Annotated in this window: 27 protein-coding genes, 1 tRNA gene and 1 pseudogene; 8 read left to right on the plus strand and 21 right to left on the minus strand. The window is 58.9% G+C overall.

What is annotated here, in order from left to right:
- Window positions 1-2 precede the first annotated feature (2 nt).
- From PRJ_RS17110 to PRJ_RS17125, 4 genes are all read right to left on the minus strand, one after another.
- Window positions 3-461: a DUF3429 domain-containing protein gene (locus PRJ_RS17110; protein ID WP_104962051.1), complete on the minus strand. Its 459-nt coding sequence runs from the start codon at window positions 459-461 to the stop codon at window positions 3-5.
- Between the two features lie 35 nt (window positions 462-496).
- On the minus strand, window positions 497-1057 hold the full coding sequence (gene folE / locus PRJ_RS17115; RefSeq protein WP_014591526.1) for a GTP cyclohydrolase I FolE: 561 nt from the start codon (window positions 1055-1057) through the stop codon (window positions 497-499).
- Window positions 1042-1455: a thiol-disulfide oxidoreductase DCC family protein gene (locus PRJ_RS17120; protein WP_104962052.1), complete on the minus strand. Its 414-nt coding sequence runs from the start codon at window positions 1453-1455 to the stop codon at window positions 1042-1044. The genes folE and PRJ_RS17120 overlap by 16 nt, the downstream gene beginning before the upstream one ends.
- Before the next feature lie 149 nt (window positions 1456-1604).
- Window positions 1605-2321 (minus strand): hypothetical protein, encoded by a 717-nt coding sequence (locus tag PRJ_RS17125; protein ID WP_104962053.1) that lies wholly within the window; start codon window positions 2319-2321, stop codon window positions 1605-1607.
- 176 nt (window positions 2322-2497) lie between these two features.
- Here PRJ_RS17125 and PRJ_RS17130 point away from each other — a divergent pair, with 176 nt between their 5' ends.
- The 3 genes from PRJ_RS17130 (at window position 2498) to PRJ_RS17140 (ending at window position 3846) form a co-directional block, all read left to right on the plus strand.
- A complete protein-coding gene (locus PRJ_RS17130; RefSeq protein ID WP_070095704.1) occupies window positions 2498-2716 on the plus strand; it encodes a hypothetical protein in 219 nt (72 codons plus the stop codon).
- Window positions 2717-3190: 474 nt separating this feature from the next.
- Window positions 3191-3433 carry a hypothetical protein gene (locus tag PRJ_RS17135; protein WP_104962054.1) on the plus strand — a complete coding sequence of 81 codons (243 nt, stop codon included), beginning with the start codon at window positions 3191-3193 and terminating at the stop codon, window positions 3431-3433.
- A gap of 149 nt (window positions 3434-3582) precedes the next feature.
- Entirely contained in the window at window positions 3583-3846 is a 264-nt protein-coding gene (locus PRJ_RS17140) for a DUF3077 domain-containing protein (protein ID WP_003250694.1), read from the plus strand.
- Window positions 3847-3909: 63 nt separating this feature from the next.
- On the opposite strand, the pseudogene PRJ_RS17145 reads toward PRJ_RS17140, so the two are convergent.
- From PRJ_RS17145 to PRJ_RS17160, 4 genes and pseudogenes are all read right to left on the minus strand, one after another.
- Window positions 3910-4463, minus strand: a pseudogene (locus tag PRJ_RS17145) (GNAT family N-acetyltransferase); the annotation flags it as partial.
- A 67-nt stretch (window positions 4464-4530) separates the two neighbouring features.
- The gene (locus PRJ_RS17150) at window positions 4531-5337 is read right to left on the minus strand and encodes an HNH endonuclease (protein ID WP_104962056.1); all 807 of its coding nucleotides are present in this window, start codon (window positions 5335-5337) and stop codon (window positions 4531-4533) included.
- Window positions 5338-5736: 399 nt separating this feature from the next.
- Window positions 5737-6453 carry an SDR family oxidoreductase gene (locus PRJ_RS17155; RefSeq protein ID WP_104962057.1) on the minus strand — a complete coding sequence of 239 codons (717 nt, stop codon included), beginning with the start codon at window positions 6451-6453 and terminating at the stop codon, window positions 5737-5739.
- A 45-nt stretch (window positions 6454-6498) separates the two neighbouring features.
- Window positions 6499-6984, minus strand: a complete 486-nt coding sequence (locus tag PRJ_RS17160; protein ID WP_104962058.1) for a DUF2165 domain-containing protein — start codon at window positions 6982-6984, stop codon at window positions 6499-6501.
- 367 nt (window positions 6985-7351) lie between these two features.
- Here PRJ_RS17160 and PRJ_RS17170 point away from each other — a divergent pair, with 367 nt between their 5' ends.
- Window positions 7352-8389 (plus strand): sensor domain-containing diguanylate cyclase, encoded by a 1038-nt coding sequence (locus PRJ_RS17170; protein ID WP_104962059.1) that lies wholly within the window; start codon window positions 7352-7354, stop codon window positions 8387-8389.
- Between the two features lie 157 nt (window positions 8390-8546).
- On the opposite strand, the gene PRJ_RS17175 is transcribed toward PRJ_RS17170, so the two are convergent.
- Together PRJ_RS17175 and PRJ_RS17180 are read right to left on the minus strand one after the other, a co-directional pair.
- Entirely contained in the window at window positions 8547-8756 is a 210-nt protein-coding gene (locus PRJ_RS17175; RefSeq protein WP_010953438.1) for a 4-oxalocrotonate tautomerase family protein, read from the minus strand.
- 69 nt (window positions 8757-8825) lie between these two features.
- On the minus strand, window positions 8826-9557 hold the full coding sequence (locus PRJ_RS17180) for an SDR family NAD(P)-dependent oxidoreductase (protein WP_104962060.1): 732 nt from the start codon (window positions 9555-9557) through the stop codon (window positions 8826-8828).
- A 113-nt stretch (window positions 9558-9670) separates the two neighbouring features.
- Here PRJ_RS17180 and PRJ_RS17185 point away from each other — a divergent pair, with 113 nt between their 5' ends.
- Window positions 9671-10597 carry a LysR family transcriptional regulator gene (locus PRJ_RS17185; RefSeq protein ID WP_104962061.1) on the plus strand — a complete coding sequence of 309 codons (927 nt, stop codon included), beginning with the start codon at window positions 9671-9673 and terminating at the stop codon, window positions 10595-10597.
- A 286-nt stretch (window positions 10598-10883) separates the two neighbouring features.
- Here the strand turns inward: PRJ_RS17185 and PRJ_RS17190 are convergent.
- The 9 genes from PRJ_RS17190 to thrS form a co-directional block, all read right to left on the minus strand.
- Window positions 10884-10960: transfer RNA gene (locus tag PRJ_RS17190), tRNA-Pro, on the minus strand.
- A gap of 114 nt (window positions 10961-11074) precedes the next feature.
- On the minus strand, window positions 11075-11431 hold the full coding sequence (locus tag PRJ_RS17195) for a MerR family transcriptional regulator (RefSeq protein WP_003250681.1): 357 nt from the start codon (window positions 11429-11431) through the stop codon (window positions 11075-11077).
- Window positions 11412-11714, minus strand: coding sequence for an integration host factor subunit alpha (gene ihfA, locus PRJ_RS17200; protein ID WP_003250679.1), 303 nt, complete (start codon window positions 11712-11714; stop codon window positions 11412-11414). The genes PRJ_RS17195 and ihfA overlap by 20 nt, the downstream gene beginning before the upstream one ends.
- A 4-nt stretch (window positions 11715-11718) precedes the next feature.
- Window positions 11719-14100, minus strand: coding sequence for a phenylalanine--tRNA ligase subunit beta (pheT, locus tag PRJ_RS17205; RefSeq protein WP_004574323.1), 2382 nt, complete (start codon window positions 14098-14100; stop codon window positions 11719-11721).
- Window positions 14101-14131: 31 nt separating this feature from the next.
- Window positions 14132-15148 (minus strand): phenylalanine--tRNA ligase subunit alpha, encoded by a 1017-nt coding sequence (pheS, locus tag PRJ_RS17210; RefSeq protein ID WP_003250674.1) that lies wholly within the window; start codon window positions 15146-15148, stop codon window positions 14132-14134.
- A gap of 109 nt (window positions 15149-15257) precedes the next feature.
- Window positions 15258-15614, minus strand: a complete 357-nt coding sequence (gene rplT, locus PRJ_RS17215; RefSeq protein WP_003250671.1) for a 50S ribosomal protein L20 — start codon at window positions 15612-15614, stop codon at window positions 15258-15260.
- A 27-nt stretch (window positions 15615-15641) separates the two neighbouring features.
- On the minus strand, window positions 15642-15836 hold the full coding sequence (rpmI, locus tag PRJ_RS17220; RefSeq protein WP_003250667.1) for a 50S ribosomal protein L35: 195 nt from the start codon (window positions 15834-15836) through the stop codon (window positions 15642-15644).
- Window positions 15837-15896: 60 nt separating this feature from the next.
- Window positions 15897-16448, minus strand: a complete 552-nt coding sequence (gene infC / locus PRJ_RS17225; RefSeq protein WP_012052879.1) for a translation initiation factor IF-3 — start codon at window positions 16446-16448, stop codon at window positions 15897-15899.
- Window positions 16448-18370, minus strand: a complete 1923-nt coding sequence (thrS, locus tag PRJ_RS17230; RefSeq protein WP_010953409.1) for a threonine--tRNA ligase — start codon at window positions 18368-18370, stop codon at window positions 16448-16450. The genes infC and thrS overlap by 1 nt, the downstream gene beginning before the upstream one ends.
- A 338-nt stretch (window positions 18371-18708) precedes the next feature.
- On the opposite strand from thrS, the gene PRJ_RS17235 reads away from it, so the two are divergent.
- Together PRJ_RS17235 and PRJ_RS17240 are read left to right on the plus strand one after the other, a co-directional pair.
- A complete protein-coding gene (locus PRJ_RS17235) occupies window positions 18709-19014 on the plus strand; it encodes a hypothetical protein (RefSeq protein WP_012052881.1) in 306 nt (101 codons plus the stop codon).
- A gap of 162 nt (window positions 19015-19176) precedes the next feature.
- A complete protein-coding gene (locus tag PRJ_RS17240; RefSeq protein WP_003250656.1) occupies window positions 19177-19389 on the plus strand; it encodes a cold-shock protein in 213 nt (70 codons plus the stop codon).
- Between the two features lie 199 nt (window positions 19390-19588).
- On the opposite strand, the gene PRJ_RS17245 is transcribed toward PRJ_RS17240, so the two are convergent.
- Window positions 19589-19909 carry an I78 family peptidase inhibitor gene (locus PRJ_RS17245; RefSeq protein ID WP_049587634.1) on the minus strand — a complete coding sequence of 107 codons (321 nt, stop codon included), beginning with the start codon at window positions 19907-19909 and terminating at the stop codon, window positions 19589-19591.
- Between the two features lie 274 nt (window positions 19910-20183).
- On the opposite strand from PRJ_RS17245, the gene PRJ_RS17250 reads away from it, so the two are divergent.
- Window positions 20184-20396 (plus strand): hypothetical protein, encoded by a 213-nt coding sequence (locus tag PRJ_RS17250; RefSeq protein ID WP_003250649.1) that lies wholly within the window; start codon window positions 20184-20186, stop codon window positions 20394-20396.
- Here PRJ_RS17250 and PRJ_RS17255 read toward each other — a convergent pair.
- The gene (locus tag PRJ_RS17255) at window positions 20368-21369 is read right to left on the minus strand and encodes a nucleoside hydrolase (protein WP_104962062.1); all 1002 of its coding nucleotides are present in this window, start codon (window positions 21367-21369) and stop codon (window positions 20368-20370) included. The two genes, PRJ_RS17250 and PRJ_RS17255, sit on opposite strands and share 29 nt — an antisense overlap.
- Between the last annotated feature and the right edge of the window lie 39 nt (window positions 21370-21408).

Genomic DNA, 21408 nt, shown 5'->3' on the forward strand with positions numbered 1-21408 from the left:
TTTCAAAAATGAATGAACACCGCAAGTGCACTGACCAGCAAACAGAGGCTCGCAACAGCCGTTAAATGCACGCGCATCGGCAGATACCACCCAGGCACGGCTTGCGCCAGTTTGCGATCCTGCCAAAGATGGCCGACAAAACCGAAGGTCAACACCAGACACCCCACCGGCACAGGCAGCAACGTGCCAACCCAACCGATCAGGGCCGGTATAACGCTCCACACCAGTCGCTCTTGACGCTGCTTCGCGGGCAAACCCTGCAACGTCATGGCGAACCCCCAGTGAAGGGCACCGACGAAGCTCAATATCACCGCGCCATAGCCGACCAGCATCATCGATAAAAAAGCTCGATATTCAGCCCAAAAAAGGATGAGCAGCGTCAAACCAATAAACGGCAGCAGACCGCCGTAACCCAGGACAGCGAAGCGGCTTGGAGATAAAACAGTAGCAACGGAACTCATCTGGGCGCCCCTTCGCAACGGTTCAGGATCGGATGTCAATTGTGTCGTCCAATGAGGTTCAGGAATTCGTGTCGCGTCGAGGGGGCGTCGCGAAATGCACCTAACATCACGGATGAAATCATCACCGAGTTCTGCTTCTCTACACCGCGCATCATCATGCACATATGCTTGGCTTCGATCACGACCGCCACCCCTGCGGCATCCGTGACTTCCTGCACGGCATACGCAATTTGCCGCGTCAGGTTTTCCTGTATCTGTAAACGACGGGCGAACATGTCCACTACGCGTGCAACCTTGGAAAGCCCTAACACGCGCCCTGTTGGCAGGTACGCGACATGCGCCTTGCCAATGAATGGCAACATGTGGTGTTCGCACAATGAGTAGAGTTCAATGTCACGCACCACAATCATTTCATCGTTTTCACTCTCGAACAAAGCACCGTTCACGACCTCGTGAAGATTCTGTGCATACCCGTTGCACAAGTACTGCATCGCTTTGGCCGCACGCTGGGGGGTGTCCAGAAGCCCTTCGCGCTGCGGGTTTTCACCAATACCGACCAGGATTTCATGATAGTGCTCGGCTAACGAATGTGACATTTGGACTCCTCACCGTTACAGCGGTGCCCGCCAGCGGGATGTGGTAGCCAGGCCAAGTGTGGCCTCAATCGACAGAACAGCCTGTAAAGCACCGAAAACAGGGGACGTAACGGACGCCAAGCCAGTGGCGCGACCCACAGGCCCACATCGGCAGCACGCCAACTCCACAAGGTGGCGTCCAAGCCTGTAACCCACTGCCCGCTCGCGAACCTTCCATGCAGGCATGACCTCAGTTGCTCAACCGTCAAGCCCAACGCCCCTGCATCGAAATCATCAGCACTGATGTCAACCAGGATGAGCTTTCCCCCAGTCGATTGCCTGCGCAGGAAGGCTATCTCCCGAGCGCACAACGGGCAGGCGCCGTCAAAGTACAGGGTGAAGGGCCACTCGCAATACATGTACAACCTCTCATGCTTGTACAGGTTTTTGTATAAGTTAGCTGAAACCAGGAAATTCGCAATGGGGGGGCTGGGAGGTGTTCGCCGGTGGGTTTGTATTGCCGGTGAGATCGAGCGCCGCCAAACCTCCCATGGCGGACACCTTCCACTCAAGGCCGCATGAGCGGCTCGATCCCGATCCATTTCTTAACGGGGTGATAGCAGAGCTTCAGCGGCGGAATCTGCACCTTGCGGCCCTGCACATCCAGTGCCCCCAGATGAATCGTCCACTTGGAATCTGCCTCGAACTTGTCCGTCTGAAAGATCACGTAAGCCGAGCCATAGCGCTTGTTGTTGGTCATCCTGGGAATCATCCGGTGCACTTCATCGCTGTTGATGTCGTATGGCGATGGCCGGGCGGTCTTCTCATTCACCAACGGAAAGTCGTAGGTCTCGTTGAGGCCCAAGTACACCTCGGGCCGCGCATTCAGGCGCGAGCCGTCTTCAAAGGTGATGTAAGCCTGACGGCTGTCGTACAGCACCGGTATCGGCGGCTCGCCACGCTTTGAATCGGTATACGGGCGTTGGCGGTCTTTGTTGTAGGCGATCATTTGCACAAAGAATTCCTGCCGCGAGTACTTCTCGCCCGGGTACTGCACGTACAGGCTTTGCTCATAGCGCTTTTCGCCCCATAGGGCGGCGTGGTCGTAGAGGTAGGTTTCCAGGTAGAGGGTGGTCTCCCCCTGCGGGCCTGGCACTTTGAACTGGAACTCGGATTCGCAAAGGTCCGCGTAGGCGGCGCGTTCGCGTTTCCACGGGACGCAGGCAGTCAACGAAGCGGCTGCCAGCAGCAGCATGAGAGAGAGTGTGCGTTGCAGGTTATTCATGACCGGCCCTGGTCCAGATGCGAATGGATCAGTTTCGAGGGCTGGGTCGCGCAAGTCCATGCTGCCCCATTGCCATTATCGCGATACAGACAGCACACCTTGCAACCGCTCTGGATGTGACCACCACGCCGCAACCGGATTTGCTAAGATCTCGGCCTTTCCGCTGGGTGAACTGCATGTTCACCCGAGCCATTTGCAGCCTGCTGGAAGACCCGATGAACAAACTGATCCTGCCTTTCGCCATCTTCGTTAGCGTCATCATCACGGGGAAGATCGCCGAGCATTACGGCCTGGAGGGCAGCTGGAAAGTCGGCCTACTGTGCCTCGTGGCAGCTGCCGTCCAGATCGCGGTTACCCGCTTTCAGCGCCACCAGCGGCACAAAGCCGAGCTTTAAAGGGCGCGGGGCCCTCTGGATGATCACGTTATGGGGACCTTTCTTTCACCCAATTTTCACAGTGGCTTGGGCAGGATGAAGCTATCCCTACGTGATAGTACTTAGCCCGCCTCGGCGGGTTTTCTTTTGCCCGCATGTTTCCTGTCGACGTTTTGGGGAACGGGAGCGGGTCGAAAAATCAGAAATTACCCCTTCCTTGTAGGCCATTTCCCAAAGATACTCCTCGCGCCTGATTTTCGTTGCACATGGAAATAGTCAGCCCTAGTCTCGGCCTGTCGCTGCCAATTCAGCGACCGGTTTTGACAGACCGCTGACGTTGTCCTCATGTGCTCGCTTTCATGGCGGCTGTACGTGTGGGCACCCTGTGGTGCGCCGAGTGCCAACGTCTCGGTCTGTCAACCCGCGTACAGCTGCCACCATCTTGTTTGACAGCAAGGTTGAGGTAGCTCCACTTTCCGACGTTGGAGTTACGCCATGCTCAAGATCGTTCCAGATCCACCCCACAGAACCCTCTGCCTTGAAGACACCCTGATCCAGGCCACGGATTACGCGCTTTGCGCTGCAACTGTCGTGCATCAGGCAATGCTGCTGCAGCCCAAGTCACCCGCGTCGATTCTGATGATGACCTCGATGCATGAACTGGAGACCTTGAGAGCTTTGCTCGAGTCCGCAATAGCCCAAGTGCAGATGCCCAGTGAACCTCGGACTATGCATTGACGTGTCGCTGATGTACTGCCTGGGCCGGCCTCTTCGCGGATACCCTCCCAGGCACTCCCTCAGCCTTGAAGACTGCCGTGCTCCCGTAGGAGCGGGTTCACCCGCGAATAGGCCCGTACAGGCTGAAGCAATCTTGGGGAAACTGAACAATGTCCACAGAAGAAACCAAATTCACCGTCGGCAAAACCACCTTCTACCAAGGTGAAAACCAGACCCATCCCCTCTTCCGCATCGAAGCCGGCATCCCTTGCCAGAGTGCCCGTGAACAGGCTTCGGAACTGATGGGCTATGCACGGGACATGACTCTGGATGGATTGATGGAAGATAAACCTCAGTTGATCTGGGCTTCGCACTACCTTTGCGCTTTAGCCAAGGCGCTGATGGATGATGCGGAACTGGGCATGATGCGCTGAATGACTCATCATTGACTGGGTGCCTTCAAGACCTATGCAACTCCCGATTTTGAAGGCGACCCAACGACCTAGCCCCTTGCCTCTTTTCTCGCTGGACGCGGTCCAAGATTCAGTTCCATCGACTGAGACATCAAAGCCGAACCCTCACGCAAAGGCTCCGGTGCGCCGACTGCATGAAATCCGCTCGCTTTGTACAAGTGCATCGCCGGGCTATCTGCAATCGTCACACCAAGACGGACACATGCCGCACCGCGATCTTCAGCCCATGTGATAGCCCTCTCAAGCAAGGCACTCCCGGCTCCGAGCCCACGTGCATCAGGCGCAACCCACATCTGGAAAATCTCGACAACGCTTGACTCAACGTCGGATGCCTTGCACCACACCAAGCCACACGCCTCATTATTCCAATGAGCGAAGAAAGCTTGAGCAGTGCTGGAGCTAGCGACGGCTGATACGCGGGCTCGCCAATCATCGTCGTCCCGGACTGATTCGCGCTCGTGAGTACTCGCGAACGCCTCATGAGAGTCACGTAGGGCCCGCAGACGTAGATCCCGATAAGATCGCCAATCAGATGCTGCTACAGGGCGAACAAAGAGCATACCACCTCCATTGTGCATTGCTTCAGCGAGAGCTATTGGCGTGTTAGAAGATACTCATATTATTGGATTGAACGCTGTAGCTAGGCTACTGAGGTTCGACGACCCATCGTCCGCGTAACATGCCTTTCAGCTCATCGACACTGAGGGTCATGTCGCGCTTGCGGTGGACTACCGCATGACAGTTGGCACATAACGTCACGAGGTCTGTCTCAGGATTCACAGCCTGTTCTCCACCAAATTTCGAAATAGGTACTACGTGATGAACGTGAATGAAGCCCTTTGCATGTTCGCCGTAAGCCTGCTCGAAATCAAAACCGCATGCTTTGCAGTCAAGACCGTGAATAGCGATGGCCTTCATCCTAAGATCTTTCCGGCGTTCGTATCGGGTTCCAAAGTAGCTTGTCTTGCTGCCTTCATTAGCCGATTCAAGTGTAATCGGATCGTCTTCTGACTGCGGTAAAGCAGTATCCAACCGCGGATCTAAAAGCTTCGCGTGGCTTAAGATAGCGTCGTAATCAGACTGAGAAATGAGCCGAACCCCGTCACGCCAGTAGTTACTCGCGCGGCTGCCGGGGATAGTCTCCATGTACGCGCCGTCGATTTTGGCGGGAACAGCGCTTTCAAATGGAATGAAATTTTCAATCAAAGCAAAAAGATCACCCTTATTACTACTGCTATCTGCGTAGACCTTGCCTATACGTGCCTTGCCAAAATAGTGCGGATTGGCACACAGACGGACCGAGGCAAAGGCTTTATCTTTGATACGCCCTTTGTAGTAAACAACCTCGGTTCCCTGAGCGAGCAAGGTTTGGTAACGCTTGGGGAAGTGATAGACAGCGCCTGTCTGGTCTTCCCACTGTGATGTATCGTTTTCAACGATGACGACGGGCATTCCATTTTCCTCTCGACTGACGGCAGAAGCCTATCAAAAAAGAGGAATTTTCCTACAGCGCAGTGGAAAAAGGACAACATTCCGGCGTAATCACAGTCGCCCTAACCGCTCGAGCGAATTCTCTGCAGGGGTGGTTTTGCGTAGCACAACGGTTTTCAAGACAGTGGTACAAGCGTCCAATCCATGCAGTTTCAGTGACGTAATCGATTCAAAAAAAGGACGAAACGGCACGGCTACAGACCGTTTCGCTCAAACCTGTCCTCAGGGGAAATTGCGTTTCTGGTTGGGTTATGAATTCAATTTCTTTCTTGCGCGCTTCGAGCCTGAAGAGGCATGACACCGGGCGAGTACCGACGGCAGCACAGCCAGTAAACTTGAGGGCTGATGGCAGCTTTGGCCTCAAAAGCGCTCATCACCGATAGCCGGCAAGATCAGCTCCCGTACGAACGATGCCCCGGACAAGCGCAACAGCGCGTCGACCATGGTGACCACATCATGCACCGGTACCTGGCGTCGCTCGCCACGTGCTGCGGCTTGCGCCAATGGCGTGTTCAGGGAGTCGTCGGTATTCAGATAACCCAGTTGAAGCACGGTCACCGCCAGGTTGTCATCCCTGAAACCTTCGCGCAGCGCATCAGCCATGCCGTTGAGGGCGAACTTTGAGGCGCCGAACGCTACCTCCGGGCGCCCACTCTGGCGAAGAGCTGAGGTCGAACCGGTGAGGATCACCTGCGGCCGGGGCGCACCAAGCAACTTGGGCACCAGGCGCTTGAGTAAAAGCAGCGTGGCCGTGATGTTCACCTCGACCAGCCTGGTGATCGATTCGTCGCTGTCGTCAAGGAATGCATAGTGCTCGCTGAAGGCGTGTTCTTCCCAGATGCCAACGTTGTAGATCAGGACATCCAGATCGGCAGGTGCCCGATCCGCGATCTGTGCCACAGCCGCCGCTGGCTTGGCAAGGTCGGCATCGACCCAGTGCAGATCGATGTCCGGGGCAAGGGCCAAGTCTGACGGCTGTTTGCGTGATACGCCGATCAGCGTGTCCCCTGGCTTGCCGAGCCCTTCGAGCAAAGCCCGGCCCAACCCTCTTCCGGCGCCTACGATCATCATCTTCATCTGTTGCTCCTTTTAACTGAAATGCTCCAAGCTTCCCTAGGCCGCTCAACTCCAGCGGACATTCAGTACGACGAAGTGCAGCAGGATCCAGACCATCAACAGCAGATGGGTCAGTTGCAACCCTTCCTGGCGGATCCAGTAGCCGAACCATATCCCGCCCAGCAGCATCGCGAACAGGAACCCGAGCGTTGCGCTCAAGGCCAGGTTCAACCAGGGCCGCGCCACCTCCAAGCCGGCGCCAAGCAGCAGTTCATAGCAGCCAACCCAAGCCGCGAGAACGGCGGCTGCCTGTGTCAGCACTATGATCGACAAGGCCAAGCGATGGATGGCGTGAGAGGTCATCGCTCGCACCAGCAGAGGGAGGCTGATTGCGGGAGGTTGGGCCAGCGGCGCCATCGACATGGTCTCCCCGATCGCCCCGGCTGAGCTGGCAAAGGCCTGCAGGTTGTTGATCAGGCTGATACTCAGCCACAGGCTCAAGCCAATGCAGCAGGTGATCTGGAAAATCAGCAGTGAAGTCGGAGTGTCCATTCCTGGTCCTTTGTGAGTTCGTTTCCGAAAGCAGCGAGAGCGTCCGGACGCCACTCTAAAACCTTGACTTAACTCGAGGTCAATACCGGATTTCCAATAAGGCAGGCAGGGGCGACAACCTCAACCGTTTGTTCAAGCCGTCTGTAGGTCTGAGAAGTTTGTCGAGGTCTTCGGCGACCGACCGAGCCGCGCCGATCAACGCCACAGGTATGACCCACTGGAGGATCCGGGATAGAGCCAACCGGTTTGCTATGCTCTCTACTTCGGCTGGCCTGAAGGCGCCGAGCGTGTGCGGCATTGGCCAAGATGCTTGAGATTTTTCTATCCGCGTTTGTGAAAAAACGAACCAAGGAGTGGAGTAACAGACATGCCAGCTTGTCCCCTACCCGCTGATGAAGCACTTCGTCAGCGCACACTTGATGACATGGACTTGGTCGATACGCCGGCCGAGCATTATCTTGATACCTTGGTACGACTCACCCAAGAACTAGCCCAGGTGGAGACCGTTCTGATCAGCCTAATCGATCAGGATCGGCAGTGGTTCAAGGCTCGAATCGGCATCGAGGTAAGCGAGACGAAGCGCAATGTGTCCTTTTGCGGCTACGCGATTCTCGGCGAAGATACCTTGATGGTTTCCGATGCCAGGTGCGATTCACGCTTCGAGGACAATCCCCTCGTGCTGAACCCACCCTATATCCGGTTCTATGCGGGCCACCCGTTACGTGCCTCAAATGGCAAAGCCATTGGCACCCTGTGCATGTTCGATCCTCGGCCGCGGAAGCTCAGCGAGGCGCAACAGGCTAATTTTCGGGACTTAGCCACGCTCACCGAGGGTTATTTGCAACTGCGGAGCCTAGCTCAGGTCAATCGCGCTCTGCGTGTTGAAATGGATCGCGGGCAGCGCAGGGCTTTGCTTGATCCTTTGACACAACTATGGAACCGCGGGGCGTTGGCAGCATTTCAGAACCGAGAGCTTCGTTTGGCTGAGGAGCGAGGTTTACAGCTAGGTGCCGTATACGCAGACCTCGACCGTTTCAAATCGGTCAATGACGAGCATGGCCACGATGCCGGCGATAAAGTGCTCTGCGAGTGCGCCCGCCGACTGCGGGCTACGCTTCGGCCAGATGACCTGCTGGTACGCCAAGGAGGAGAGGAGTTCGTGGCCTTGCTACGGGTTAAAGATAGCCAAGAATTAACGCAGATTGCGGAGCGCTTGCGTCAGTCAATCGGCAGCGCGCCGTTTCTGTTACCCGGCGGCCCTCGGAAGATGACCATGAGCATCGGATGCTCCCTGCTCACCCAGGGTGAGCAGGTTGATGATGCAATAAAGCGGGCTGATGGCGGTCTTTATGCGGCCAAACATGGGGGGCGTGACCAGGTTGTCTATGTGCCAGCGTTATCCTGAGGAAGTTAAGACTCGGTAACATGGGGCGAGACTCTCCCTATACGAGATGCGCAAGCGTATTTGCCACCCCGGTCTCCAAGTGGGTTCTCCTTCGCAAGCGTGTCGAGCCAAGGCCGCCCTGGAGGCGCTGATTCGCGCCGCCGGGGCAGTTCGGAACTCATCCCTGAGTTTCTTTGCTGCGGTACTCGGTGGTGGTCATGCCGGCGTAGCCCCAGTTATCGGTGTCGACCTCCTCGATCACGATATGGGTGAGCTCAGGTTTCTTTCCGAGCACTCGCTGCAAGGTCTCGGTGATTTCCTTGATGACCTGGGCTTTCTGATCACGAGTGACGCCGTCGCGAGTGATGCGGACGCTGACGAAGGGCATGGTATTACTCCTATGGGGTGGGGAAATCAGGGCAAGGAGGCGGGATGCCTCCCCGTTACGTTCAGCCTATTACCATTTGCCGACACTCATACCGCCGTCGACCGGCAACACCACGCCCGTGGTGAACCCGGCGTTGGCCAGGTAAAGCACAGCGTCGGCAATGTCGCTGACGCGGCCGATGTGTCCGGCCGGCTGCAGGCCGTTGAGGAAGTCGAAGCTGGCCGGATCGTGCATCGGCGTCTCGATGATGCCGGGAGCCACCGCGTTAACCTGGATGTTGTGCGACGACAGCTCCAGCGCCAGGGCGCGGGTGACCTGGTTGAGGCCCCCCTTGATCAGCACCGGCAGGGCGGCGGGCACGGCGATGTTGGGTTGCAGCGCCACGGCAGCGGTGATGTTGATGATGTGACCCTGGCGCCGCTCGATCATGTGCGCGGCGGCGGCCTGGGAGGCGTAGACCACGCCCTTGAGGTTGGTCTCCAGCATGCCTTGGATGTCTTCCGGGCTGTATTCGATGAAGGGTTTGGGCAGGAAGAAGCCAGCGTTGTTGACCAACACGTCGACCTGGCCGAAGGCGTCGATGCTGGCCTGAATCAGGCGGCGGGCGGTCTCAGGCTTGGCGATGTCGCCGGCCACGCCGATGAAGGCGGGGCTGTCCAGTTGTGCCTTGGCCTCGGCGAGGCGTCCGGCGGAGCGGGCATTGCCGACCACATTGAAGCCACTGTCGAGGAAAGCCTTGGCCAGGCCGAAGCCGATGCCGCTGGAGGCGCCGGTGATCACTACCGTTTTGCTGTTGCTCATGTCATTTCTCCCAATCAGGTGGCGCCGAAGTGCGCCGTTGGGAGGACTATATTTTTGCTTCAGATAAGGATAAATATGGCAGCGAGAACTTCAGTTGATACATGGTGTAATCAATGCAGCGGCATTTCGACGACGTCCTACTCGGCAGCATCGAGCTGTTCTGTCTGGCGGCGGAGCTGGGCAGCTTTACCGCGGCCGGTCTCGCGGCGGGCGTGACGCCGGCAGCGGTCAGTCGCTCGATCAGCCGCCTGGAAGAGCGCTTGGGCTCCAGACTGTTCGTCCGTACCACCCGCAGCATCCGCCTGACCGAGGGCGGGCGAGGCTACTACGAACAGTGTCGTCAGGCGCTGACCCACCTGGTGGAGGCCGAACGGGTGGTGACCGGTCAGCAGCAGGAGCCTTCGGGCACACTGCGCATCAGCTTGCCCACGACCTACGGGCACCACCGCATCCTGCCGCTGCTGCCCGAGTTTCGACGGCGCTACCCGAAGGTGCAGGTCGACATCCACCTGGGCAACCGCAACATCGACTTTGTCGGCGAGGGCTACGACCTGGCCATCCGCGTGCGTGCACAGCCGGATTCGACCCTGATCGCCCGGCCACTGGAAGACGCCCGGCTGGTGGTGGTGGCCACTCCAGATTACTTGGAACACGCGGGCGAGCCGCAGAGCCTTGAAGAACTGGCGCGGCACGACTGCATCCAGTTCGAACTGCCCAGCAGCGGTCGGCGCATCGCCTGGCTGTTCGACGAGGAGGGCCGCGAACGGGAAGTCCTCACCGACGGCGGCTACGTCTGCTCGGACGACGTGCTCGGGGGCGTGACCTTGGCCAAGCACGGCGCGGGACTGTTCCAGACCTACCGCTTCATCGTCGAGCGCGAGCTTGCCGAGGGCTCGCTGGTCGAGGTGCTGCGGCCCTTCGCGGGCCGCTCGCGGCCGTTCACCCTGCTGTATCCCCAAGGCCGACACATGCCGTTGCGCCTGCGAGCCTTCGTCGACTTCATCATGGACAAGCGGCGCCACTGGGCCGCTGGCAGCTGAGGGGACGTATCACTCTGTATCAGTGCCATGGTGGATGCGGCGCCGATGGGCCAGCCTGTAGTTGGCCTTGGACCGATGTGCGGTTTAGCACGTGTCGGCCCAGCACCGGCCGAGCCGGTGGCATGGATGGACTCACGCTGCTACGCGCAAGGGCTAGGTCGCCCAGGTACGGGTCGAGCTGTTGCAAGCACAGTGCCGGCAGGCGTAAAACCCTGAGAAGTGACGCAAAAGTCACGCACATGAAAAAGGCCACTCCTTTCGGAAATGGCCTAAGTCATTGAATATATGGTCGGGACGGAGTGATTCGAACACTCGACCCCTTGCACCCCATGCAAGTGCGCTACCGGGCTGCGCTACGCCCCGACTGGGCTTTGAAGCATGTTCTCAATCTTGCCGAGAACGTTGAAGAATGTACCCTAACCCTCTGATAAATGAAAGCTTTTTCTCAAAAAATTTTCCACTCATCAGAAACCCAGCTTACTTCTTCAAAACCACCAACACATCCTCCAACTCAACAATCATCTGCCGAATCAGCTGCTTGTACTGGCTGGATTCATCTTTAGCCTCATCACTGGAGAGCCTCAACCGCGCCCCGCCAATGGTGAACCCCTGGTCATACAGCAGCGCACGAATCTGGCGGATCATCAGCACATCCTGGCGCTGGTAATACCGCCGGTTCCCCCGCCGCTTCACAGGGTTCAGCTGGTCGAACTCCTGCTCCCAATACCGCAGCACGTGTGGCTTTACGGCACACAACTCGCTCACTTCACCAATGGTGAAGTAGCGTTTGCCCGGTATGGGGGGCAGTTCGTCGTTATGGCTTGGTTCCAGCATAGGCCTCAACCCGGGCCTTCAACTTCTGCCCTGGACGAAAGGTGACGACGCGCCGTGCGGTGATCGGGATCTCTTCCCCTGTCTTGGGGTTACGGCCCGGCCGCTGGCGTTTGTCGCGAAGGTCGAAGTTGCCGAAACCGGACAGCTTGACCTGCTCGTTCTCTTCAAGTGCGTGCCGAATTTCTTCGAAAAACAGCTCGACCAGCTCCTTGGCCTCACGCTTGTTAAGCCCCAGCTCCTCGTACAGCCTTTCGGCCATCTCAGCTTTCGTCAGAGCACCCATGCCGTTATTTCCTTAACGTGGTGTTCAACCTTTGTTCGAGCGAGGTGAGGATGTTTTGCAGGGTAGTGTTCACCTCATCGTCGTTAAGAGTGCGCGATGGATGCTGCCAGGTCAAGCCGACGGCAAGGCTTTTTCTATCAGGATCAATGCCTTTACCTTGGTACACATCAAACAGCCTGAGGTCTGTGAGCCATTCGCCTGCATTGTCACGAATTAATTCAAGCACCGCGCTAGAAGCTACATCACGTCCTGCGATCAAAGCCAGGTCACGACGGGTTTCCGGGAACTTGGACAGTTCGCTGAATTTCGGCAGGCGGCCTTCGACCACGTCGCCCAGCACCAGCTCGAACAGGAACACCGGGCGGTCCAGGCCCAGGGCCTTGGCCAGCTCTGGGTGGATGGCGCCGAGGTAGCCGACCAGTTTGCCGTCACGCTCGATGGCAGCGGTCTGGCCAGGGTGCAGGGCTGGGTGTTTGCCGGCGCTGAAGGTGAAGTCGCTCAGGGCGCCGGAGTAGCCCAGCAGGGCTTCCACGTCGGCTTTGACGTCGAAGAAGTCGACGCCGTCGCGGCCGTTGGCCCAGCCTTCTGGCAGGCGACTGCCGGTGATGACGCCGGCAATCATTGGCTGCTGCTGCAGGTCACCCAGTTGGCCGACGAAGCGCAGGCCGCTTTCGAACAGGCGCACGCGGTCTTGCTGGCGGTTCAGGTTGTGCTGCAGTGCCTTGACCAGGCCCGGCCACAGCGAGGCGCGCATGGCGGCCATGTCGCTGGAGATGGGGTTGGCCAGCAGCAGCGGCTCTACGCCCGGGCTGAACAGTTCGAACAGTTTCGGGTCGATGAAGCTGTAGGTGATGGCTTCCTGGTAGCCGCGGGCAACCAGCAGGCGGCGCAGGGTCGGCAGGTCACCACGGGTTTCCGGCTTGCCCTGTGGGGCCAGGCGGGCTTGCGGGTAACGAACCGGCAGGTTGTTGTAGCCGTACAGGCGGGCCAGCTCTTCGATCAGGTCCACTTCCAGGCTGATGTCGAAGCGGTGGCTTGGTACGCTGACGGTCCACTGCCCTTCCCCGCTCTTGGTCGTGGTCAGCTCGAGGGCGTTGAGCAGTTGCTCGACCTGGGCTGGGTCCATTTCCATGCCAAGCATCTGGGTGATGCGTTCGGCGCGCAGGGTGACCGGGGCTACTTGTGGCAGGTGCTGTTCGCTGACCGCTTCGACCACAGGGCCGGCTTCGCCGCCAACGATGTCCAGCAGCAACTGGGTGGCGCGCTCCATGGCTTCGCGGGCCAGTTGCGAGTCGACGCCGCGCTCGTAGCGGTGCGAGGCATCGGTGTGCAGGCCGTAGGAACGGGCTTTACCGGCGACGGAAATCGGCTCGAAGAAGGCGCTTTCCAGGAACAGGTCGCGGGTTTTTTCGGTGTTCACACCGCTGTGCTCGCCACCCATGACGCCGGCGATGGCCAAGGCGCGGGTGTGGTCGGCGATGACCAGGGTGTCGGCGCGCAGGGCCACTTCCTGGCCGTCGAGCAGGACGAGCTTTTCGCCCTCTTCGGCCATGCGCACGCGGATGCCACCGTTGATTTCTGCCAGGTCGAAGGCGTGCATCGGCTGGCCGAGTTCGAGCATCACGTAGTTGGTGATGTCGACGGCGGCGTCGATGCTGCGAACGTCGCTGCGGCGCAGGCGCTCGACCATCCACAGTGGGGTTGGCTTGCTCAGGTCGACGTTACGGATAACGCGGCCCAGGTAGCGCGGGCAAGCAGCCGGGGCGCTGACTTCGACCGGGCGCACTTCGTCATGGGCGGCCGCTACGGCTGGCACCACCGGGCGGGTGACCGGGGTGTCGTACAGGGCGCTGACGTCGCGGGCCAGGCCGGCGATGGACAGGCAGTCGCCGCGGTTCGGGGTCAGGCCGATTTCGATGCTGGCATCATCCAAGCTCAGGTACGTGCGAATGTCTTCGCCAACCGGAGCGTCGGCAGCCAGTTCCAGCAGGCCGTCGTTTTCTTCGCTGATCTGCAGTTCGGCAGCCGAGCACAGCATGCCGAAGGACTCGACACCGCGCAGCTTGGCCTTCTTGATCTTGAAGTCGCCTGGCAGTTCGGCACCGATCATGGCGAACGGGATCTTGATGCCTGGGCGGGCGTTAGGGGCGCCGCACACAACCTGGAAGGTTTCCTGGCCGCTGCTTACCTGGCACACGCGCAGCTTGTCGGCGTCCGGGTGTTGCTCGGTGGCGAGAATTTCGCCCACGACGATGCCGCTGAACTGGCCGGCAGCGGGGGTAACGCTGTCAACTTCGAGGCCGGCCATGGACAGGCGGGCGACCAGTTCGTCACGGGAGACTTGCGGGTTGACCCAACCGCGCAGCCACTGTTCACTGAATTTCATGCTGTTCTCCTGAAAGTTGCGTCGATTGGGCCTAGCGGAATTGGGCTAGGAACCGCAGGTCGTTGTCGAAGAACAGACGCAAATCGTTGACGCCATAGCGCAGCATGGCCAGGCGCTCGGCACCCATGCCGAAGGCGAAGCCCTGGAACTCTTCTGGGTCGATGCCGGACATGCGCAACACATTCGGGTGCACCATGCCGCAGCCCATCACTTCCAGCCAGCCGGTTTGCTTGCACACGCGGCAGCCGTTGCCGGAACACATCACGCACTGGATGTCGACTTCTGCAGACGGCTCGGTGAAGGGGAAGAACGATGGGCGGAAACGGACCGCCAGTTCTTTCTCGAAGAATACGCGCAGGAATTCTTCGATGGTGCCCTTGAGGTCGGCGAAGTTGATATCGCGATCGATCAGCAGGCCTTCGACCTGGTGGAACATCGGCGAGTGGGTGATATCCGAGTCGCAGCGGTATACGCGGCCCGGGCACACAATGCGGATAGGCGGCTGGGTGGACTCCATGGTCCGCACCTGCACCGGTGAGGTGTGGGTACGCAGCAGCATGTTGGCATTGAAGTAGAAGGTATCGTGCATCGCCCGCGCCGGGTGGTGGCCAGGGATGTTGAGCGCTTCGAAGTTGTGGTAGTCGTCTTCCACCTCTGGGCCTTCGGCAATGCCGTAGCCAATGTGGGTGAAGAACTGCTCGATGCGCTCGAGTGTACGGGTGATCGGGTGCAGGCCACCGGTGGCCTGGCCGCGGCCTGGCAGGGTGACGTCAATGCATTCGGCAGCCAGGCGAGCGCTGAGCTCGGCTTCTTCAAAGGCAGCCTTGCGGGCATTGAGCACAACGGTGACGCGCTCTTTGGCGTCGTTGATCAGCGCGCCGACTTTCGGCCGCTCTTCGGCTGGCAGGTTGCCCAGGGTCTTCATCACCTGGGTCAGCTCGCCCTTCTTGCCGAGATAATTAACCCGGATCTGTTCCAGGGCGTTGATGTCTTCAGCGCGTTCCACGGCCTCTAGGGCTTGGGAGACCAGCGCATCCAGGTTTTCCATGTACAGACTCCAGATACGAAAATAGGGGAAGAGCTTTGAAGGCTCTTCCCCTATCGATGACGTTCAATGCCCGGCAGCGCTAGCACCGCCGGGTGATTGTCGCGGGTACTTAAGCCAGAACGGCTTTAGCTTTCTCGACAATCGCAGCAAACGCCGCTTTTTCGTTCACTGCCAGATCAGCCAGAACCTTACGGTCGATTTCGATCGAAGCCTTTTTCAGGCCAGCAATCAGACGGCTGTAGGACAGACCGTTGGTGCGGGCACCGGCGTTGATACGAGCGATCCACAGTGCGCGGAACTGACGCTTCTTCTGGCGACGGTCGCGGTAGGCGTATTGGCCTGCCTTGATGACCGCTTGCTTGGCTACACGGAATACGCGCGAACGTGCACCGTAGTAACCTTTAGCCAGTTTCAGAATTTTTTTGTGACGCTTACGAGCGATAACGCCGCGCTTAACACGAGCCATGAGTAACTTCCTCTATCTTAACCAGAATTAACGAACGCGCAGCATGCGCTCGACTTTTGCGACGTCGGACGGGTGCAGCAAGCTGGCACCGCGCAGTTGACGCTTACGCTTGGTCGACATTTTGGTCAGGATGTGGCTCTTGAAAGCGTGCTTGTGCTTGAAGCCCGAAGCTGTCTTCAGGAAGCGCTTCGCAGCACCGCTCTTGGTTTTCATTTTTGGCATGTTGGAACTCCGCATTCGATAAAATTACACATAATCATCAGGCCTGCCGTGCCCGGGAGATTACTTCTTTTTCTTGGGGGCGATGACCATCATAAGCTGGCGTCCTTCCATCTTCGGATGCTGCTCAACGGTGCCGTATTCGGCGAGGTCGGCTTCGACCCGCTTCAACAGCTCCATGCCCAGCTCCTGGTGGGCCATCTCACGACCACGGAATCTCAGAGAGATCTTGGCCTTGTCCCCATCGGTAAGGAAACGTACCAGGTTGCGTAGTTTTACCTGGTAATCCCCATCCTCCGTCCCTGGACGAAACTTGATTTCTTTGATCTGGATCTGCTTCTGGTTTTTCTTGGCTTCGTTAGCCTGCTTCTTCTTCTCGAAGAGGTGCTTGCCGTAGTCCATGACCTTGCAGACGGGTGGTACCGCGTCTGCAGAGATTTCTACCAGGTCCAGCTTCGCTTCATCAGCGATACGCAGCGCTTCATCAATCGAGACGATGCCAACCTGCTCGCCGTCTGCGCCAATTAACCGAACCTCGCGGGCCGAGATATTCTCGTTGATCGGGGCCTTCGGTACAGCACGCTTATCGTTTCTCATTTCACGCTTAATAGTCATTACTCCGATTCTTGGCGACCACGCCGGGAAACCGCTTGTGTCAGCAGCTCAACGAATTGGGCGACGGGCATGGAGCCCAGGTCTGCGCCTTCGCGAGTACGCACAGCGACGGTTTGCGTTTCGACTTCGCGGTCCCCTATAACCAAAAGGTACGGGACCTTGAGCAAAGTATGCTCGCGGATTTTAAAGCCGATCTTCTCATTTCTCAAGTCCGACTTGGCACGGAAACCGCTTCCGTTCAGAGATTTCTCAACCTCGAGGGCGAAATCGGCCTGCTTGTCGGTGATATTCATGATCACCGCCTGGGTTGGGGCCAGCCACGCCGGGAACACGCCCGCGTAGTGCTCGATCAGCATGCCGATGAAGCGCTCGAACGAACCGAGGATGGCGCGGTGCAGCATGACCGGGCGAACTCGGCTGTTATCTTCGGCGATATAGCTGGCATCCAGACGCTCTGGCAGGTTCGGGTCGTACTGCAGGGTACCGCACTGCCAGTTACGGCCGAGGCAGTCGCGCAGGGTAAACTCGATTTTCGGGCCGTAGAAGGCACCCTCGCCCGGCTGGTATTCCCACTCAAGGCCGGATTCGTTCAGGGCGTCGGCCAGTGCGGTTTCAGCACGGTCCCACAACTCTTCGGAACCGACACGCTTGGCCGGACGAGTGGACAGTTTCATGGCGATGTCGCTGAAACCGAAGTCCTTGTACACGTCCAGGGTCAGCTTGATGAAGTCGGCGGCCTCTTTCTTCACCTGATCTTCGGTGCAGAAAATGTGCGCATCGTCCTGAACGAAGCCACGCACGCGCATGATGCCGTGCAGTGCGCCGGACGGCTCGTTACGGTGGCAGGCACCGAACTCGGCCAGACGCAGCGGCAGGTCGCGGTAGCTTTTCAGGCCCTGGTTGAACACCTGCACGTGGCACGGGCAGTTCATCGGTTTTACCGCGTAGTCACGGCTTTCCGACGAAGTGGTGAACATGTTTTCGGCATAGTTGGACCAGTGGCCGGAACGCTCCCACAGGATGCGGTCGACAACCTGCGGGGTCTTGATTTCCTGGTAGCCGTTTTCGCGCTGCACGCCACGCATGTACTGCTCGAGTACCTGGTAGACGGTCCAGCCGTTGGCGTGCCAGAACACCATGCCCGGGGCTTCTTCCTGCAGGTGGAACAGGTCGAGCTGCTTGCCGATCTTGCGGTGGTCGCGTTTTTCGGCTTCTTCGATGCGCTGGATGTACGCAGCCAGCTGCTTCTTGTCAGCCCAGGCCGTGCCGTACACGCGCTGCAGCTGCTCGTTCTTGGCATCGCCACGCCAGTAGGCGCCGGACAGCTTGGTCAGCTTGAATGCCTTGAGGAAGCGGGTGTTCGGCACGTGCGGGCCACGGCACATGTCGACGTATTCTTCGTGGTAGTACAGGCCCATGGCCTGTTCATCCGGCATGTCTTCAACCAGACGCAGCTTGTAGTCTTCGCCACGGGCCTTGAACACATCGATGACTTCGGCGCGCGGGGTCATTTTCTTGACCACGTCGTAGTCTTTTTCGATCAGCTCCATCATGCGCTTTTCGATGGCGGCCATGTCTTCTGGGGTGAAGGGGCGCTCGTAGGCGATGTCGTAATAGAAGCCTTCGTCAATGACCGGGCCGATCACCATCTTGGCGGTCGGGTACAGCTGCTTCACGGCGTGGCCAACCAAGTGGGCGCACGAGTGACGAATGATCTCCAGTCCCTCTTCATCTTTAGGGGTGATGATCTGCAGGGTGGCGTCGTTGCTGATCAGGTCACACGCATCGACCAGCTTGCCGTCGACCTTGCCGGCAACGGTGGCCTTGGCCAGGCCAGCGCCGATGGAAGCGGCTACTTCGGCTACGGATACGGCGTGATCGAACGAACGTTGACTGCCATCGGGAAGAGTAATAACGGGCATGGCGCCTCCTCTCCTAGTGGTGACCCCTACCAAAGGTCACGTGGGTTGGGATGAGCCAGTACAAGATCCGACCTGCCTTCCGGTAAAAGGAAGCCTGCCCCACAGTGGCAGAAGCCTTTCGGCTTGTCAGGGACGAACCAGAGTGACTGGAAAGAAAAAAGATAGCTGCAGCCGGCAACAGCGCGACTGCAAGCCGAGCATGCTAGCACGCGGGTTGCACCCCAGGCAGAAATATTTGGAAATTGCACCGCAGCGGTGAACTAACGCGGAAAAATACCGCTCAGACTTTGGGAAGCAACCTACTCTTGATGAGACCTTAACCCAAGGAGTAACTGGTGATGCGAGTTCCGTCTCTTCTGGCCCTGGCGGCCGCTGGCGCCCTGCTGCTGCCCGTGGCTGCGAACGCCGGCAACTTCCCAGCCGGGAAGGAGGCCGCCTACATGACCCAGTGCACGCAAGTGGCCAGCGGCCAGGGCGTTGACGCTGCCACCGCGAAAAAACACTGCGACTGCGGCGCGCAAGCCATCAAAAAGAATTTCACCGACGCCGAGATTGCCGACCTCGACAGCAAGGACGGCGTTGACGCCAAGCTGATGCAGAAGGCGCAGTCGGTGGTGAAACAGGCCTGCGCACCGAAGAGCTGAAACCTTAAAGCCGGTGATGGCCAGCCATTCTTTGAGCTGGATCAATATCCTGCGAAGGTAAAAGGCGCTAGATGCGCAGAATTAGACTATGATGTATCCCGTGCTCCGTAGCCTCGGCCGCATTGCACCACTGAAAAAACTAAATGTTCTGGAGATTCACCCATGTCCAATCGCCAACAAGGCACCGTCAAATGGTTCAATGATGAGAAAGGCTACGGCTTCATCACCCCAGCAGGCGGCGGCGACGACCTGTTCGTACACTTCAAAGCCATCGAATCTGACGGCTTCAAGAGCCTGAAAGAAGGCCAGACTGTTTCCTTCGTCGCCGAGCGCGGCCAGAAGGGCATGCAGGCTGCACAGGTTCGTCCGGAGTAATTCGGATAGCTGTAAAAAAACCCGCCCTTGTGGCGGGTTTTTTTATGGGTGATGCATCATCTGAAGGGGCGGGATTGCCTGCGAAACAGACTTTAGGGTGAATGGCACGGGCTTCGCCCGTGTTCGCGGGTGAACCCGCTCCTACAGGCGACCGCGCAGGCTTTTCACATTTTGCGCAAGGCAGTTGCCCCCGCGTGCATCAACCGCAGTTGACGCGGGTTACCCTGCCCTGCTCGTCCACGTTCAGGTTCAGGCGCTCGGAGCGGTACTCCAGGGTGACCACGTCGTGCGGCTTGAGAATGCGCGCCATCTGCGAGCCGCTGGCCTTGCGTGCCTGCTCCAGCAATTCGGCGCTGGCCTGCTTGCCCATGGCAAAGTCGGCACCACTGGCTTCGCAGCGGCCATCGTTGCCCGCTGACGCGGCCGGCGCACCACCGCCATCAGCATTGCCACCAGTGCTGCAACCCGCCAGGACAGCAGCCACAGCCAGAGTTGCCAGGTAAGCACGGGTACGAAACATGAAGCCTCCTAAATCGGTCCGGGAACTGCCTGATCCGACAGCTCCGCTCATCATTTGTTGCAAAACCGGTCAAGTCTGCCTGAACTGCAGCAGCGAGGCGAAAAGCAATCGTGACCGGATTTTGCACAACGTGCTGTGTTTGCCATATGCTTAGCCCGCACGGTCACCGGCGCAAAGCCATGATTTGCTGCAAGAAGTGGAGCGCATCCCGCCTCCATCGAACACCAGGGTCAGGTGTTCCTCCTTCGTTCCGGGCCCCTAGCGAGAGCTTTTCATGAGCACCCACAGCATCGATGCCGATATCAAGGTCAAATGGGCCGAGGGCCAGAGCGCGTACAGCCCTGGCACACCGGAAGAGTTGCTGCTGATCGCCATCGACCTGTTGGTGCGCGACAACGGTGCCGAGGCGGCACGCAGCTTCATCGACCAGGTGTTCGAGCGCTACGCGCCGCACGCGGCTATTCCAATCGCGCCAGACGGGCACTGAGCAGGTCGAACAGCCCCTGGGCATCACCCTGCTCCACCCACAGCACATTCGCCGGCCGCTTGAGCACACCGTACCAGTCTGCAATTGTCTGGCCGAAAGTGGGCCCTTCGCGGCTGTCGATGCTCATGTGGATACGCCGGCCACTGAACAGCTCGGGCTTTAACAGGTAGGCGATGACGCTGGCGTCGTGCACAGGGCCGCCAAGTATGCCATACACGTCCATGTCGTGGGTGATGTAGGCATTGAGGATATCCACCACGCGCTTGCTGGCCTGGTTGTTCACGGCTGCCAGTTGCTTCAGGCGGGCGTTACTGGTCAGCAGCTTGTGCGTGACATCCAGCGGCAGGTAGGTCAGCTGCACGCCGCTGGCCAGCACCACTTCGGCGGCGTGCGGGTCGGCGTAGAGGTTGAACTCCGCCACCGGGGTGATGTTGCCGCCGTTGAAATGCGCTCCCCCCATGACCACCACTTCCTTGATGCCTTTGACGATGCTCGGGCGCTGGATCAGCGCCAGGGCCAGGTTGGTCTGCGGGCCGAGCATGGCGACGGTGATGCTGTGCGGTTTGGCTGCGCCGAGGGTATCGACCAGGTATTGCACGGCATTGCCCTGGGCCAGGGGCGCTTCCGGCTCGTGCACCTGTACACCGGTGAGGCCTTCTTCGCCATGAACGTCGGCGGCGTAGATAGGCGTGCGCACCAATGGGCGGCCGGCACCGGCGTACACCGGGATGTCTTCACGCCCCGCCCATTCGCGGGCCAGGCGGGCATTGCGCGAGGTCTTGTCCAGGCGAACGTTGCCGGCCACGGTGGTGATGGCGCGGATACTGAGTTCGTTGGGCGAAGCCATGGCCAGAAACAGCGCCACCACATCGTCGGCGCCGGGATCGGTGTCGATGATCAGGTCGATGGGTGCGGCCTGGAGGGTGGAGGCTGTGGCCATGAAGACGACTCCTTGTAGCAGGGACTTGAGCATGGGTGGCACTCCTGTTGCCTATGAATCATGCGTATACAC

Origin of the sequence: Pseudomonas sp. XWY-1, assembly GCF_002953115.1 — a bacterium.
Taxonomy (GTDB): domain Bacteria; phylum Pseudomonadota; class Gammaproteobacteria; order Pseudomonadales; family Pseudomonadaceae; genus Aquipseudomonas; species Aquipseudomonas alloputida.